The 15,366-nt window shown below is 73.5% G+C and carries 16 protein-coding genes; 14 read left to right on the plus strand and 2 right to left on the minus strand.

Going from position 1 to position 15,366, the window contains the following annotated elements; all coding sequences use genetic code 11:
- Position 1: 1 nt before the first annotated feature.
- From ACRYR2_RS20650 to ruvC, 7 genes are all read left to right on the plus strand, one after another.
- Positions 2-1,114, plus strand: a complete 1,113-nt coding sequence (locus ACRYR2_RS20650) for a glycosyltransferase family 4 protein (protein WP_432564764.1) — start codon at positions 2-4, stop codon at positions 1,112-1,114.
- Positions 1,111-1,644 carry a hypothetical protein gene (locus ACRYR2_RS20655; protein WP_432564765.1) on the plus strand — a complete coding sequence of 178 codons (534 nt, stop codon included), beginning with the start codon at positions 1,111-1,113 and terminating at the stop codon, positions 1,642-1,644. The genes ACRYR2_RS20650 and ACRYR2_RS20655 overlap by 4 nt, the downstream gene beginning before the upstream one ends.
- Positions 1,645-1,702: 58 nt before the next feature.
- A complete protein-coding gene (pdxS, locus tag ACRYR2_RS20660) occupies positions 1,703-2,608 on the plus strand; it encodes a pyridoxal 5'-phosphate synthase lyase subunit PdxS (RefSeq protein ID WP_432564766.1) in 906 nt (301 codons plus the stop codon).
- Positions 2,605-3,129: an NUDIX hydrolase gene (locus ACRYR2_RS20665; RefSeq protein WP_432564767.1), complete on the plus strand. Its 525-nt coding sequence runs from the start codon at positions 2,605-2,607 to the stop codon at positions 3,127-3,129. The genes pdxS and ACRYR2_RS20665 overlap by 4 nt, the downstream gene beginning before the upstream one ends.
- A 185-nt stretch (positions 3,130-3,314) precedes the next feature.
- The gene (gene pdxT, locus ACRYR2_RS20670; RefSeq protein WP_432564768.1) at positions 3,315-3,932 is read left to right on the plus strand and encodes a pyridoxal 5'-phosphate synthase glutaminase subunit PdxT; all 618 of its coding nucleotides are present in this window, start codon (positions 3,315-3,317) and stop codon (positions 3,930-3,932) included.
- Positions 3,933-3,998: 66 nt separating this feature from the next.
- A complete protein-coding gene (locus ACRYR2_RS20675) occupies positions 3,999-4,760 on the plus strand; it encodes a YebC/PmpR family DNA-binding transcriptional regulator (RefSeq protein WP_432564769.1) in 762 nt (253 codons plus the stop codon).
- 58 nt (positions 4,761-4,818) lie between these two features.
- Positions 4,819-5,439 carry a crossover junction endodeoxyribonuclease RuvC gene (ruvC, locus tag ACRYR2_RS20680; protein WP_432564770.1) on the plus strand — a complete coding sequence of 207 codons (621 nt, stop codon included), beginning with the start codon at positions 4,819-4,821 and terminating at the stop codon, positions 5,437-5,439.
- On the opposite strand, the gene ACRYR2_RS20685 is transcribed toward ruvC, so the two are convergent.
- The gene (locus tag ACRYR2_RS20685) at positions 5,352-6,077 is read right to left on the minus strand and encodes a dienelactone hydrolase family protein (RefSeq protein WP_432564771.1); all 726 of its coding nucleotides are present in this window, start codon (positions 6,075-6,077) and stop codon (positions 5,352-5,354) included. The two genes, ruvC and ACRYR2_RS20685, sit on opposite strands and share 88 nt — an antisense overlap.
- A 109-nt stretch (positions 6,078-6,186) precedes the next feature.
- Here ACRYR2_RS20685 and ruvA point away from each other — a divergent pair, with 109 nt between their 5' ends.
- From ruvA to ACRYR2_RS20720, 7 genes are all read left to right on the plus strand, one after another.
- On the plus strand, positions 6,187-6,798 hold the full coding sequence (ruvA, locus tag ACRYR2_RS20690) for a Holliday junction branch migration protein RuvA (protein ID WP_432564772.1): 612 nt from the start codon (positions 6,187-6,189) through the stop codon (positions 6,796-6,798).
- A complete protein-coding gene (ruvB, locus tag ACRYR2_RS20695) occupies positions 6,798-7,856 on the plus strand; it encodes a Holliday junction branch migration DNA helicase RuvB (RefSeq protein WP_432564773.1) in 1,059 nt (352 codons plus the stop codon). The genes ruvA and ruvB overlap by 1 nt, the downstream gene beginning before the upstream one ends.
- A gap of 178 nt (positions 7,857-8,034) precedes the next feature.
- On the plus strand, positions 8,035-8,424 hold the full coding sequence (yajC, locus tag ACRYR2_RS20700; RefSeq protein WP_432564774.1) for a preprotein translocase subunit YajC: 390 nt from the start codon (positions 8,035-8,037) through the stop codon (positions 8,422-8,424).
- Positions 8,425-8,616: 192 nt separating this feature from the next.
- A complete protein-coding gene (gene secD, locus ACRYR2_RS20705) occupies positions 8,617-10,482 on the plus strand; it encodes a protein translocase subunit SecD (protein ID WP_432564783.1) in 1,866 nt (621 codons plus the stop codon).
- A complete protein-coding gene (gene secF, locus ACRYR2_RS20710; RefSeq protein ID WP_432564775.1) occupies positions 10,482-11,462 on the plus strand; it encodes a protein translocase subunit SecF in 981 nt (326 codons plus the stop codon). The genes secD and secF overlap by 1 nt, the downstream gene beginning before the upstream one ends.
- Entirely contained in the window at positions 11,459-12,019 is a 561-nt protein-coding gene (locus ACRYR2_RS20715; protein WP_432564776.1) for an adenine phosphoribosyltransferase, read from the plus strand. The genes secF and ACRYR2_RS20715 overlap by 4 nt, the downstream gene beginning before the upstream one ends.
- Positions 12,020-12,231: 212 nt before the next feature.
- Positions 12,232-14,667, plus strand: a complete 2,436-nt coding sequence (locus ACRYR2_RS20720; protein WP_432564777.1) for a RelA/SpoT family protein — start codon at positions 12,232-12,234, stop codon at positions 14,665-14,667.
- Here ACRYR2_RS20720 and ACRYR2_RS20725 read toward each other — a convergent pair.
- Positions 14,639-15,265, minus strand: coding sequence for a hypothetical protein (locus tag ACRYR2_RS20725; protein ID WP_432564778.1), 627 nt, complete (start codon positions 15,263-15,265; stop codon positions 14,639-14,641). The genes ACRYR2_RS20720 and ACRYR2_RS20725 overlap by 29 nt on opposite strands.
- Positions 15,266-15,366: the final 101 nt, after the last annotated feature.

Raw genomic sequence — 15,366 nt, forward strand, 5'->3', positions numbered from 1 at the left:
CGTGCGGATCGGGATCGTCTGCCCCTACTCCTTCGACGTGCCCGGCGGGGTGCAGTTCCACGTCCGCGACCTCGCCGAGCACCTCCTCGGCCTCGGCCACCACGTCCGGGTGCTGGCCCCCGCGGACGACGAGTCGACCCTGCCGTCCTTCGCCGACCCCGGCGGGAACGTCGTCGCGGTGCCCTACAACGGCTCCGTGGCGCGCCTGTCCTTCGGCCCGGTGACCGCGGCGCGGGTGCGGCGGTGGCTGGCCGAGGGGGACTTCGACGTCCTGCACGTGCACGAACCGCTGTCGCCGAGCACCTCGCTGCTCGCCCTGTGGGCGGCCCCGCCCTCGAGCGCCCTGGTGGCGACCTTCCACACCGCCAACCTGCGTTCGCGGGCCATGCAGGCCGCGTTCCCGCTGCTGCGGCCGAGCCTGGAGAAGATCTCCGCCCGCATCGCCGTCAGCGAGGACGCCCGCCGCACCGTCGTCGAGCACGTGGGCGGGGACGCCGTCGTCATCCCCAACGGGGTCTTCACCCGGGCCTTCGCCGACGCCCGGCCGCGACCGGAGTGGACGGGCACCCCCGAGCGGCCCGTGGTGGCGTTCGTCGGCCGCCTCGACGAGCCGCGCAAGGGGCTGCCGCTGCTGTGCGAGGTCGTGCCGCTGGTGCGTGCCGTCGTGCCCGGTTGCCGGTTCCTCGTCGCCGGCCGCGGCGACGTCGCCGCGGCCCGCGAGCTGCTCGAGGACCCCGGCTCCGTCGAGTTCCTCGGGGCGGTCGACGACGCGGCCAAGGAGTCGCTGCTGGCCAGCGCCGACGTCTACCTCGCTCCGCACACCGGTGGGGAGAGCTTCGGCATCGTGCTGGTCGAGGCGATGGCGGCCGGGGCGGCCGTGGTGGCCGCCGACCTCGGGGCCTTCCGGCGGGTCCTGGGCGACGGCGCGCACGGCCGGGTGTTCGGGGTGGGTGACGCCCGGGCCGCGGCCGACGCCGTGCTGGAGCTCCTGGCCGACCCGCAGGAGCGACGACGGCTGGCCGCGGCGGGACAGGCCGCGGCGCAGCGGTACGACTGGTCGGTGGTGGCCGGTGAGGTGCTGACGGTGTACGAGACCGTGCGGGCGGCGCGGTGACCGTCGTGGTGTGGGCGCTGGCCGGGTTGCTCGTGCTGTGCGCGCTGGCCTGGTACCTGTCAGCCACCGCCCAGCGCATCGACCGGTTGCACCGCCGCGTGGAGACCAGCCGCGCCGCCCTGGACGCCGAGCTGACCCGGCGGGCCTCGGCCGCCCTGGAGTACGCCACCTCCGGCGACCTCGACCCGGCCTCGTCGCTGCTGCTGGCCGACGCGGCCACCAGGAGCCTGGACGCGCCGCGGACGCCCGCCGCGCTGCGCGACGCCAACGACGCCGACGACGCCGCCCGGTGGCGGGTCGAGAGCGACCTGACCCGGGCGCTGACGGCCGCGCTGCCCCCGCAGGACGGCCCGGGCCTGGCCCGGGTCCTCGACGCGGCCCGTCGGGTGGAGCTGGCGCGCCGGTTCCACAACGACGCCGTGGTGCAGACGCGGCGGTTGCGGGCCAAGCGGATCGTGCGCTGGGCGCACCTGGCCGGACGGGCCCGGGTGCCGGAGACCGCGGACTTCGACGACGGTTCGGACGTCTGAGCGCAGCCGTAGGATGACGCCCGCCTGAACCCCTCTGACCGAACGTGAGGCCTAGCGAGTGAGCACCGAGAACAGCGCCGGACCCGCCGTGGGAACCGACCGGGTCAAGCGCGGCATGGCCGAGATGCTCAAGGGCGGCGTCATCATGGACGTCGTCACCGCCGAGCAGGCCAGGATCGCCGCCGACGCCGGTGCCGTGGCCGTCATGGCGCTGGAACGCGTCCCGGCCGACATCCGCGCCGAGGGCGGGGTGTCCCGCATGTCGGACCCGGACATGATCGAGTCGATCATCTCGGCGGTCTCGATCCCGGTGATGGCCAAGGCCCGCATCGGGCACTTCGTCGAGGCGCAGGTGCTGCAGTCCCTGGGCGTGGACTACGTCGACGAGTCCGAGGTCCTCACGCCGGCCGACTACACCCACCACATCGACAAGCACGCCTTCACCGTGCCGTTCGTGTGCGGGGCCACGAACCTGGGCGAGGCGCTGCGCCGCATCACCGAGGGGGCGGCGATGATCCGCTCCAAGGGCGAGGCCGGCACCGGCGACGTGTCCAACGCCGTCACGCACATGCGCACCATCCGCGCCGAGATCAACCGGCTGCGCTCGATGCACCCCGACGAGCTGTACGTGGCCGCCAAGGAGATGGGCGCGCCGTACGAGCTGGTCCGCGAGGTCGCCCAGAACGGCAAGCTGCCGGTGGTGCTGTTCACCGCCGGCGGCATCGCGACCCCGGCGGACGCGGCGATGATGATGCAGATGGGCGCCGAGGGCGTGTTCGTCGGCTCGGGGATCTTCAAGTCCGGCAACCCGGCCCAGCGCGCCGAGGCGATCGTCAAGGCCACCACGTTCCACGACGACCCCGACGTCATCGCCAAGGTCTCCCGCGGTCTGGGCGAGGCCATGGTCGGGCTGAACGTCGAGGCCATCCCCGAACCGCACCGGCTCGCGACCCGCGGCTGGTGACCACCGACCTGCTCGGGCCCGAGTGGGGCTGCGGCCCCGACGGCGTCCGCACCCGCAGCGCGTCCCGCGTCGTCCTGGTCGACGACGCGGGCCGCGTCCTGCTGCTGCGCGGCTGCGACCCGTCCCGGCCCGGCACCGACTGGTGGTTCACCGTCGGCGGCGGACGCGGACCGGGGGAGGACGCCCGCACCGCGGCGGCCCGGGAACTGCGCGAGGAGACCGGGCTCGACGTCGACCCGGCCGTCCTGGACGGGCCGGTGTGGTCGCGGACGGCGGAGTTCGAGTTCCTCGGCGCGCTGTGCCGGCAGACCGAGGAGTTCTTCGTGCACCGGGTGGGCGCGGGCTTCGAGGTCGACCGGACCGGGTGGACCGACCTCGAGCACGAGTCGGTGAGCGAGTCGCGGTGGTGGGTGCCCGCCGAACTCCTCGCCGCGGCCGTGACGTACTACCCGCCGGACCTCGTCCGGCTCCTCGCCGAACTGCCCCCGGTGTGGACCGGGGACCCGGCGCCCATCGACTGACCCGCCCGCGTCGCGGGGCGGGGGGCAGCTGGTGACCCCCGGCCCAGGACCAGCGGGTCGCCACCGGTGAGGGTGCGGGTGTCCAGCAGCACCTGCCGCTGCTCACCCGGCCCTCGGCGACGGAGAGCACCTGTTCGGGTGGGACCGGGTGCACCGGTCCCGGCGCTCGCACCTACCCTCCTGCGGTGAGCAGCACCAGTCCCACCATCGGGGTCCTCGCCCTGCAGGGCGACGTCCGCGAGCACGTCGCCGCCCTGCAGTCCGGCGGTGCCCGCGCCGTGACGGTCCGCCGCGCCGGCGAGCTGGAGGCCGTCGACGGGCTGGTCCTGCCCGGCGGGGAGTCGACGACGATCGACCGGCTGCTGCGGGTCTTCGAGCTGCGGGAGGCCCTGCGGGCCCGCATCGCCGAGGGGCTGCCGGTGTACGGGTCGTGCGCCGGGATGATCCTGCTGGCCGAGCGCGTCCTCGACGGCGCGGTGGGGCAGGAGACCCTCGGCGGGATCGACATGACGGTGCGGCGCAACGCCTTCGGCCGTCAGGTGGACTCCTGGGAGGAGGACCTGCGGCTGCCCGGGATCACCGACGACGGCCCGGGGGTCGACGCGGTCTTCATCCGCGCACCGTGGGTCGAGGAGGCCGGCCCCGACGTGCAGGTGCTCGCCCGACTGAGCGCGGGCCCGGCCGCGGGTAGGATCGTCGCCGTGCGGCAGGGCGCTCTGCTGGCCACGTCGTTCCACCCGGAGATCACCGGGGACGACCGGGTGCACCGCCACTTCGTGGCGATGGTGCGGCAGCGCGGCTGACCGGCACACTGGGTTTTCGCACGGCCTTTGTACGGCAGGCAGTTTCAGCGAGGCGGAGGGAAGCACATGTCCGGCCACTCCAAGTGGGCGACGACCAAGCACAAGAAGGCCGTCGTCGACGCCAAGCGCGCCAAGAGCTTCGCTCGGCTCATCAAGAACATCGAGGTCGCGGCGCGCACCGGCGGCGGCGACCCGGCCGGCAACCCGACGCTCTACGACGCCATCCAGAAGGCGAAGAAGACGTCGGTGCCCGCCGACAACATCGACCGCGCCGTCAAGCGCGGCTCCGGTGCCGAGGCCGGCGGTGCCGACTGGCAGACGATCATGTACGAGGGCTACGGCCCCAACGGTGTCGCGCTGCTGGTCGAGTGCCTGACCGACAACAAGAACCGGGCGGCCATGGAGGTCCGCACGGCGATGACCCGCAACGGCGGCTCGCTGGCCGACCCGGGGTCGGTGGCGTACATGTTCAGCCGCAAGGGCGTCGTCGTCATCGGCAAGGAGGGCACCGACCTCACCGAGGAGACCGTCCTGGAGGCCGTGCTCGAGGCCGGGGCCGAGGAGGTCACCGACCAGGGCGACACGTTCGAGGTCATCAGCGAGGCCACCGACCTGGCGTCCGTGCGCGATGCGCTGAAGGCCGCCGGCATCGAGTACGACTCGGCCGAGGCCAGCTTCGTGCCCAGCGTCGAGGTCCCGCTGGACGCCGAGGGCGCCGCGAAGGTGTTCAAGCTCATCGACGCCCTGGACGACTGCGACGACGTGCAGAACGTCTTCGCCAACTACGACGTCTCCGACGACGTCATGGCGGCCCTCGAGGACGCCTGACACACCGCGCGTGCACCGCGCACGGCCCCCACGACGACTCCGTGCCATCGTGGGGGCCGTGCGCGTTCTTGCCGTCGACCCCGGACTGACCCGTTGCGGGCTCGGGGTGGTCGACGCCGTCCGGACCGGCCGGCGGGCGCAGATGGTCGCCGTCGGCGTCGTGCGCACCCCCGCCGAGGACGCGATCGAGTCCCGGCTGCTGGCGATCAGCGAGGGGCTGGAGACCTGGCTGGACACCCACCGCCCCGACGTCGTCGCCGTCGAGCGCGTCTTCGCCCAGTCCAACGTCCGCTCGGTCATGGGCACCGCGCAGGCCGCCGGGCTCGTCCTGGTCGCCGCGGCCCGGCGCGGGCTGCCCGTGGCCATGCACACCCCGAGCGAGGTCAAGGCCGCGGTCACCGGCAACGGCCGGGCCGACAAGGAGCAGGTGACCGCCATGGTCACCCGCATCCTGGGCCTGGACACCCCGCCCCGGCCGGCCGACGCCGCCGATGCGCTCGCGCTGGCGCTGTGCCACCTGTGGCGCGGCGGGGCGACCTCCCGGCTGGAGGCCGCCGCGCACTCCGCGCTGGTGACGGGGCGGCGGAACGCCTACGCCGAGGCCGAGGCGGCCGCCAGGCGCTCGCGCAGGAACGTCGTCGTGCGCTCCCAGGCCAGCTCGGCCGACTCGCGGCGGTAGTTGGGCCGCTCGTCGTTGTAGAAGGCGTGCGGGGCGGGGTACTCGTGCAGGGTCACCTCGACCCCGGCCTGCTCGCGGATGCGGTCCCCGGTGGCGCGGACGGCCTCCAGCGGCACCGAGGAGTCCTCCTCGCCGTAGTGGCCGAGCACCGCGGCCTTCAGCCCGGAGTAGTCGGTGTCCGGGCCGGGGATGCCGTACCAGGGCACGGCCGCGCCGATCCGCTCGCCCTGCTGCGCGGCCAGCGTCAGGACGAACGCGCCGCCCATGCAGAAGCCCACGGCGCCGACCGTGGTCGACGTGGTCTCGGGCCGGTCCAGCAGGTACGTCACGGCCCCGGCGAGGTCGCGGGCCGCGCGCTCGGGCGGCAGGTCGGTGAGGAACTGCGCCGCCTCGGCCGAGTCGTGGGTCGTGCGGCCGCCGTACAGGTCGGGGGCGAGGGCGACGAAACCCTCGGCGGCGAGGCGGTCGACGATGCCGACGACGTGGTCGGTCAGGCCCCACCACTCCTGGACCACGATCACGCCGGGTCCACGGCCCGACTCCGGGACGCGCAGGTAGCCGTGGGCGTGCCCGGTCTCGGTGCCCGGGGCGTCGAAGGTGACGTTCTGGCGGGGGTTCTCGTGCTGTTCGTGGCTCACGGTCGCACTCTGCACCCCGGGGGTGGGCGGCGCGCCTGAGGGGGTGTGTCGCAGGGGGTGGTTAGCCTCTCGTACACGTGTTCGTCCCGTTGTCTGGAGGGTGTGGCTGGTGATCGCGTCGGTGCGCGGGCAGGTGCTCGCGGTGCGGCTGGACTCCGCGATCGTCGAGGTCGGGGGCGTGGGGATGTTCGTCCTGGCCGCCCCCGCCACGCTGGCGGGGCTGCGGGTGGGGCAGGAGGCGCTGCTGCACACCTCGCTGGTGGTGCGCGAGGACTCCCTGACCCTGTTCGGGTTCGCCGACGCCGACGAGAAGGAGGTCTTCGAGATCGTCCAGACCGCCTCCGGCGTCGGGCCGAAGATGGCGCTGGCCATGCTGGCCGTGCACCGGCCCGACGGGATCCGCGCGGCCGTGGCCGCCGACGACCACGCCGCGCTCGTGCGGGTGCCCGGCATCGGCAAGAAGACGGCCCAGCGCATCTGCCTCGAGCTCGGGGACCGGCTCGGGCCGCCCTCCGGTGGCGCGCCGGTCGCCACCGCCCCCGCCGGCGGCGACGCCCGCAAGGAGCAGGTCGTCGAGGCGCTCGTCGGCCTGGGGTACCCGGCCAAGCAGGCCGGCGACACCGTCGACGCCGTGCTCGCCGACGGTGCCGCCGACGGTGCCGCCGACCTGGACGTGGCCGCGACGTTGCGCGCGGCCCTGCGCCACCTGTCGGGTCGCTGATGGAGGAGCGGCTGGTGACCACGGGGGCCGACGACCGGGAACGCGCGGCCGAGTCGGCGCTGCGACCGCACGGTCTGGACGAGTTCGTCGGGCAGAAGGTCGTGCGCGAACAGCTCGCCCTCGTCCTCGACGCCGCCAAGGCGCGCGGCATGCCCAGCGACCACGTCCTGTTCTCCGGCCCGCCCGGGCTGGGCAAGACGACGCTGGCGATGATCGTCGCCTCCGAGATGGGGGCCCCGCTGCGGCAGTCCAGCGGCCCGGCCATCCAGCACGCCGGCGACCTGGCCGCCGTCCTGTCCTCCCTGGACGAGGGCGAGGTGCTCTTCCTCGACGAGATCCACCGCATGGCCCGGCCGGCGGAGGAGATGCTCTACATGGCGATGGAGGACTACCGGGTCGACGTCGTCGTGGGCAAGGGGCCCGGAGCCACCGCCATCCCGCTGGAGCTGCCGAAGTTCACCCTCGTCGGGGCGACCACGCGCGCCGGGCTGCTGCCGGCCCCCTTGCGCGACCGGTTCGGCTTCACCGGTTACCTGGACTTCTACACCCCCGACGAGCTGGTGAAGGTGTTGCGCCGCAGCGCCTCCCTGCTCGGGGTGCAGCTGACGGCGGAGGGGGCGGCCGAGATCGGGGGCCGCTCGCGGGGCACGCCACGCATCGCCAACCGGCTGCTGCGCCGGGTGCGGGACTGGGCGCAGGTCCGCGGGTCCGGCATCGTCGACCGGCGCGCCGCGCGGGCCGCGCTGGAGGTCTACGAGGTCGACGAACGCGGGCTCGACCGGCTCGACCGGGCCGTGCTCGACGCGCTGTGCCGCCGGTTCGGGGGCGGACCGGTCGGCCTGTCGACGCTCGCCGTCGTGGTGGGCGAGGAGGCCGAGACGGTGGAGACCGTGGCCGAGCCGTTCCTCGTGCGCGAGGGCCTGCTCGGGCGCACGCCACGCGGGCGGATCGCCCTGCCGGAGACGTGGGCGCACCTCGGACTGAGGCCACCGCGGGACGCGCCGGCCGCAGCGGCCTGGCAGTTGCCCCTTCCCGAGGAGGAGGGGGACGCCGGCTGAGCGTGTCGTGACGGGTGGGGCCGAACGGGTGAGCCCCTAGACTGCCCGGGCGTTCGGTCCCGCGGCGGGCTCCTGCGGAACCTGGCAGGTGGCTCCGGCGTTGGCCCGGCCGTGCCGGCACAGGGCCGGCGCAGGCACCGGTGAGCTGTCGATCCCGCCGGTGCGGGAAGGATTCGTCGTGGGTGGTAGCAGCAGTTCGTTGTTCTTCCTGCTGATCATGGCCGCCCTGCTGGTGTTCATGTTCAGCCGGACGCGCAAGCAGCAGAAGGCCCAGCAGCAGATGCAGAACAGCGTCGGGCCGGGCGCGGAGGTCATGACGACCTCGGGGATGTTCGGGACCGTCGTGGAGCGCACGGACGAGTACGTCGTCATCGAGGTCGCCCCGGGTCTGCAGACCCGCTGGACCCCGCGCGCCGTCGCGCGGGTCGTGACCCCGGCCGCTCCTGTCGAGACCACGCCCTCGCCCGGGGAGACCGGCCGGGCAGCCGACGCGGACGGGCTCGACCTCACCAAGCGGCCCGAGACTCCGGGTGACGACACCACGGGCGGTGCCACGCGTTCCCAGTGACTACTGATAAGACAGCAGTCGTCCACGAGCAGTGACAAGCTTGCGCTGACCGGGTGACGTTCCGTCACCCGGACAGCGCCTGTCCCGAGGTACCGAGTGTCCAACGACCGGCCCCCCGCGCCCAGCGGACCCCCACGCGTGCGCCGCGGCGCACCGATCCGCCGACCCCACCCGTACCGGACCCTCGTGGCCATGGTGCTGGTCGTCGTCGCCGTCTTCGCGGCGGTGGGGGCCGGGTCGATCTGGAGCGACGCGCGCTGGACACCGGCCCTCGCGCTCGACCTCGAGGGCGGCACGCAGGTCGTGCTGACCCCCCGGTCGACGACCGGCGGCGACGTCCCCACCGAGCAGGTGCAACGGGCCGCCGACATCATCCGCCAGCGCGTCGACGCCACGGGGCTGTCCGAGACCGAGGTGCAGGTCCAGGGCGGGCAGAACATCTCCGTCTCCATCCCCGGGACCGCGACCCGCGAGCAGCTCGACCTCATCTCGCAGTCGGCGCAGCTGCGCATGCGCGTGGTGCTCTACGCCGAGCCCGTCCAGGCGGCCGTGCCGAGCGAGGGGGCCACCGCCGAGCCCACGCCGACGGACACCGCGACGCCGACGGACACCGCGACCCCGGCGCCGACGCAGAGCGCCGACGGCGCCGCCGCCCCGGCCGCCCTGCAGGCCGCGACCACCGCGCCCACCGACGGCGCCACCTCGGCTCCCGCGCCGGAGCAGACCGCGACCACCCCGCCGTCGCTGGCCGACATCGCCACCCCCGCACCCACCCCGGGCCCGGGGCAGCCGACCGGCACGCCCTCGCCCGCGCCGACCGACGCCAGCGACCAGGCCTGGCTCAGCATCCCCGACCTGGTCACGGTCTACGGCAACCTGGACTGCTCCGACCCGGCGCAGCGCACGGGCGGCGTCGTCGACGACCCCGAGCGGCCGCTGGTGACCTGCAGCGAGGACGGGACGTACAAGTACATCCTCGGCCCGGCCGAGCTCGAGGGCACCGACCTGGTCAGCGCCTCCGCGGCGCAGGCCACGAACTCGCAGGGGTTCACCACCGGTGGCTGGCTGGTCCGCCTGCAGTTCAACGCCGCCGGCGGTGAGGCGTTCTCGGCGCTGACGACCCGCATCTCGACGCTGGAGTCGCCGCGCAACCAGTTCGCCGCGGTCCTCGACGGTCTCGTCGTCACCGCCCCGACGGTCGACCAGCGCTTCGGGGCCGACGTCGACATCACCGGCAACTTCACCCAGGACAGCGCCGAGGCGCTCGCCCAGCAGCTGCAGTTCGGTGCGCTGCCGGTCTCCTTCACCGTGCAGACCGAGGACCAGGTCTCCGCGACGCTGGGCTCGGACCAGCTGCGCAACGGCCTCATCGCCGGTCTCGTCGGGCTGGTCCTCGTCGTGGCCTACATGCTCGTGCAGTACCGGGCCCTCGGCCTGGTCACGGTGGCCAGCCTGGTGCTGGCCGCCCTGCTGAACTACGGCGTCATCCTGCTGCTGGGCTGGCTGCAGGGCTTCCGCCTCAGCCTGGCCGGCGTCGCGGGCCTCATCGTCGCGATCGGCGTCACGGCGGACTCGTTCATCCTGTACTTCGAACGCGTCCGCGACGAGATCCGCGACGGGCGGATCCTGTCCTCGGCCGTCGAGGCCGGCTGGCACCGGGCGCGGCGCACGATCCTCATCTCCGACGCCGTCAGCCTGCTGTCGGCCGTCGTGCTGTACGTCCTGGCCGTCGGCAACGTCCGCGGTTTCGCCTACACCCTGGGCATCACGACGATCATCGACGTGATCGTGGTCATGCTCTTCACCCACCCGGTCGTCGCGGTGCTGGCCAGGACGAAGTTCTTCGGCGGGGGCCACAAGCTGTCCGGTTTCGACCCCGAGCACCTCGGGTCGGTCGTGGCCCGGCACGCGCTGCACCACGGCGAGCACCGGCCCACGGTCGCCGAGCGGCGCCGTGCTCAACGGGAGGCCGAACGCGAGAAGGCCCGCAGCGGCGGCGGTTCCGCCCACGACGCGACGCCCGGGGCACGCGACGACGAGACCGAGGGCGGTTCCTGATGAGCATGGCGCAACTGGGCAACCGGCTCTACACCGGTGAGTCCTCCGTCGACTTCGTCGGCCGCCGCAAGCTGTGGTTCCTCATCGGCGCGGCCCTGGTGCTGATCTCGGCCGTCCTGCTGTGGAAGCCGGGCCTGACGTTCGGCATCGAGTTCGAGGGCGGCTCGGAGTTCCGGGTCAGCGGCTCGTCGGACCAGGACACCGCCCGCGAGGCGGTCGAGACGGTCCTGCCGGGCACCGTGCCGACGGTCACGACCGTCGGCACGAACGGTGTGCGCGTCCAGACCGAGACCGTCACCACGGCCCAGCTCGACGAGATCCGCGCCGAGCTCGTGGACCGGCTCGGGGTTCCGGCCGAGGACGTGACGAGTTCGAGCATCGGCCCGAGCTGGGGGGCCGACGTCACGAACAAGGCCGTGACCGGCCTGGTGGTCTTCCTCGTCATCGTCTCGATCGTCATGGCGCTGTACTTCCGCGCCTGGCAGATGGCGCTGGCCTCGCTCGTGGCGCTGTTCCACGACCTGGTCATCACGGCCGGCGTCTACGCGCTCACCGGGTTCGAGGTCACACCGGCCTCGGTCATCGGCTTCCTGACGATCCTGGGGTACTCGCTGTACGACACGGTCGTGGTTTTCGACAAGGTGCGCGAGAACACCTCCGAGGCGTTCGTCAAGCGCGACCGGACGTTCGCCGCCGCGGCGAACCTGGCCGTCAACCAGACCGTCGTCCGCTCCGTGAACACCACCGTCGTGGCGTTGCTGCCCGTCGCGGCCATCCTGTTCATCGGTGACCTGCTGCTGGGGGCGGGCACGTTGCGCGACATCAGCCTGGCGCTGTTCGTCGGCATGCTCGTCGGGGCCTACTCCTCGATCTTCATCGCCACGCCGCTGCTGGTCGTGCTGCGCAGCCGCGAACCGCGGGTGCGCAGGCTCGACGAGGACGTCCGTACGGGCGTCGTGGCCGCGGAGGGCGCCGAGTGAGCCGAGTGAGCCTGGAGGTCCCCTTCCCCGACGAGGTCGCCCAGACCGTCGCCGCGGGGTTCCGGGACGTCCCGGACTTCCCCCAGCCGGGCGTGGTGTTCAAGGACATCACCCCGCTGCTGGCCGACGCGGCCGCGCTGGCCAGCGTGACCGCGACGCTGGCGGGTCTGGCCCGCCACGTCGGCGCCGAGGCCGTGGCCGGGATCGAGGCGCGCGGGTTCATGCTCGCCGCGCCCACGGCCGAGCGGGCCGGCGTCGGCTTCTGGCCGGTGCGCAAGGCGGGCAAGCTGCCGCCGCCGGTGCTGCGCCGCGACTACCAGCTGGAGTACGGCACGGCCTCGCTGGAGCTGTCCACCCAGGCGCAGTACGCCGGGCGGCGGGTGCTCGTCGTCGACGACGTGCTGGCCACGGGCGGCACGGCCCGCGCGGCGTGCGAGCTGCTCGAGGAGGCCGGCGCGGTCGTCGTGGGGTTCGTGGTGCTGCTCGAGCTGGGGTTCCTGAACGGCCGCCCGCAGCTGGGGGACCGGCCGGTCCTGGCGCTGCACACCCAGCCCTGACGCTGCAGTGCCCCACCCGGGAGTGCTTGATCACGGGAGTGCTTGATCACCGCGGACTCGTCGTGATCAAGCACTGTGGTGATCAGCACGGTGCTCCGGGAGGAGGTCCGGGCCGTGGTGACGGCCACGATCGGACCGGCTCCTGCCCGTCGTGTCACGTTCCGTCCGCGCTCAACCTAGACTGAGCCTCCGGACGACACGGAGGACGCGCCATGGCCGAGGGCACCGACACGCACGCCACGAGCGCCTCGACCACGCCTGCCGCAGCCGAGGACCAGGCTCGTCCGGCGCCGCAGGGAGCGATCGTCCCGGCTCCGGCGCCGCAGCGTCCGGGCACGGCACGCCCGGCCGGCCCCGAACGCCGGCGCGGCGCGGAGTCCTACACCGGCCCGGTGACCGCCGGCCGGATGCTGTCCCGGCTGGCCCGGTTCGGTCAGCACCGGCAGGCCAACGTGTCCCCGGTGCTGGAGCCGCTGCTGCGAACGGTCCGCACGACGCACCCCAAGGCCGACCTGTCGGTCGTGGAGACGGCCTTCGAACGGGCCGAACGCGCCCACGACGGCCAGCGCCGCAAGAGCGGTGACCCGTACATCACCCACCCCGTCGCGGTGGCCACCATCCTGGCCGAGCTCGGGATGACACCCTCGACGCTGGCCGCGGCGCTGCTGCACGACACCGTCGAGGACACCGACTACACGCTGGCGGACCTGCGCGCCGACTTCGGCGACGAGATCGCCCTGCTCGTCGACGGCGTCACCAAGCTCGACAAGGTCACCTACGGTGACGCCGCGCAGGCCGAGACGGTCCGCAAGATGATCGTGGCGATGGCCAAGGACATCCGCGTCCTGGTCATCAAGCTGGCCGACCGGCTGCACAACGCCCGCACCTGGCGCTACGTCTCGGCCGCCTCGGCGGAGAAGAAGGCGCGCGAGACGCTGGAGATCTACGCGCCGCTGGCCCACCGGCTGGGCATGAACACCATCAAGTGGGAGCTGGAGGACCTGTCGTTCGCGACGGTCTACCCCAAGGTGTTCGACGAGATCGTCCGGCTGGTGGCCGACCGCGCCCCGGCGCGCGAGGAGTACCTGCAGGGCGTGCGCGCGCAGATCGAGGACGACCTCAAGAGCGCGCGGGTGCGGGCCACGGTGACGGGCCGGCCCAAGCACTACTACTCGATCTACCAGAAGATGATCGTGCGCGGCCGCGACTTCGCGGAGATCTACGACCTCGTCGGGGTCCGCGTCCTGGTCGACTCCGTCCGCGACTGCTACGCCGTCCTCGGCGCGCTGCACGCGCGCTGGAACCCGGTCCCGGGCCGGTTCAAGGACTACATCGCGATGCCCAAGTTCAACATGTACCAGTCGCTGCACACGACGGTCATCGGGCCCGAGGGCAAGCCGGTCGAGATCCAGATCCGCACCCACAACATGCACCAGCGCGCCGAGTACGGCGTCGCGGCGCACTGGAAGTACAAGGACGCCCCGAACGCGACGGGCGCCGCGCAGCAGAACGAGATGGACTGGCTGAAGTCCGTCGTGGACTGGCAGCGCGAATCGGCCACCAGCGACTTCCTCGACGACCTGCGCTGGGAGATCAACGCCAGCCAGGTGTTCGTGTTCACCCCCAAGGGCGACGTGCAGGCGCTGCCTGCGGGATCCACCCCGGTCGACTTCGCCTACGCGGTGCACACCGAGGTCGGCCACCGCACGATGGGCGCGCGGGTCAACGGCCGGCTCGTGCCGCTGGACTCGACCCTCGACAACGGCGACCTGGTCGAGATCTTCACGTCCAAGGCCGACGGGGCCGGACCCAGCCGCGACTGGCTGTCCTTCGTCAAGAGCCCGCGGGCGCGCAACAAGATCAAGCAGCACTTCTCCAAGGAACGCCGCGAGGAGGCGATCGAGGAGGGCAAGGACGAGATCGCGCGCGCCATGCGCAAGCAGCACCTGCCGCTGCAGCGCCTGCTGTCGCACGACTCGCTGCTGGTCGTGGCGCGTGAGCTGAACCACCCCGACGTCTCGGCGCTGTACGCCGCGGTGGGGGAGCGGCACATCTCGGCCCAGCACGTCGTCGACAAGCTCATCGCCGCCGTGGGCGGTGAGGCCGCGGTCGAGGAGGACCTCGCCGAGGCCACCACCCCGGGCAAGGTCCGCACGGGCCGCAGCAGTGGTGACGCCGGGGTCGTCGTGGCCGGCGCCGACGACGTCTGGGTGAAGCTGGCCCGCTGCTGCACGCCGGTGCCCAACGACCCGATCGTCGGTTTCGTCACCCGCGGCGCGGGCGTCTCGGTGCACCGCGAGGACTGCGAGAACGTCGTGCGGTTGCGCCAGGAACCCGAGCGGATCGTCGACGTGCAGTGGGGCTCGTCGATGCCGACGGGGCAGACCCGCCTGTTCCTGGTGCAGATCCAGGTCGAGGCGCTGGACCGGGCGCGGCTGCTGTCGGACGTCACGCGGGTCCTGTCGGACAACCACGTGAACATCCTGTCGGCGACGGTCAGCACGAGCCGGGACCGCGTGGCGCTGTCGAAGTTCTCCTTCGAGATGGCCGAGCCCAGCCACCTCAACCAGGTGCTGGGCGCGGTCCGGCGCGTCGACGGCGTGTTCGACGCCTACCGCGTCATGACCTCGAAGCCGCAGAAGGGCTGATCGGAGCGGTCGCCACGCGCGGCAGCCGCAGCGCGCGCCGCGCGGTCCGCACGTTCTGCCGGCCCCGCGCCCGGCCGCTGGCCTCGTGCAGGTCCTGCTCCGCCAGCAGCCCGGCCTCGCGCAGCGCCGCCCGCAGCCGCCCCGCGCGGTACGGGTGGGTGGCGGCCGCGTCCAGCAGGCTGCGGGCCGGGGTGGTCAGGACCAGCGGGCCCAGGGCGAGGGTCTCCTGCGGCGCGGGGCGGACGCGGGAGAAGGCGATCCGCACGCCGCTCGCGCCGGCCAGTTCCGGCAACCGGTGGCCGGCGACGGCGACCTCGGTGGGCGGGGCCAGCGGCGGTCCGAGGTGCACCCACGCCGCGGCCCACGACAGCACGACGAGCCCGGGCGGCAGCAGCAGGGCCAGCGACCCGGCTCGCGCGAGGGCGTCGACGGGGGTGTCGCGGGCCACCACGACGTCACCGACGACACGTTGCAGCAGACCCGCCCGCACGTCGCGGTCCGCGGCGGCGCGGGCCGCGGGGTCGGCCGGGCGCCAGGGCCGGCAGGGGTCGGGACCGTCGCCGCGGGTCAGGACGGTGGTCAGCCACGGGTCGCTCACGCCGGGCAGTCCACCAGCCCGCGGCCCGCAGGCCCACCCTGTGGCCGTGCACCTGTGGACGACGACCGCCGTGGTTCCGCAGGAAGACCTGCGGAACCACG

Source organism: Kineococcus deserti (assembly GCF_050871945.1).
In the GTDB taxonomy this organism is placed as follows: domain Bacteria; phylum Actinomycetota; class Actinomycetes; order Actinomycetales; family Kineococcaceae; genus Kineococcus.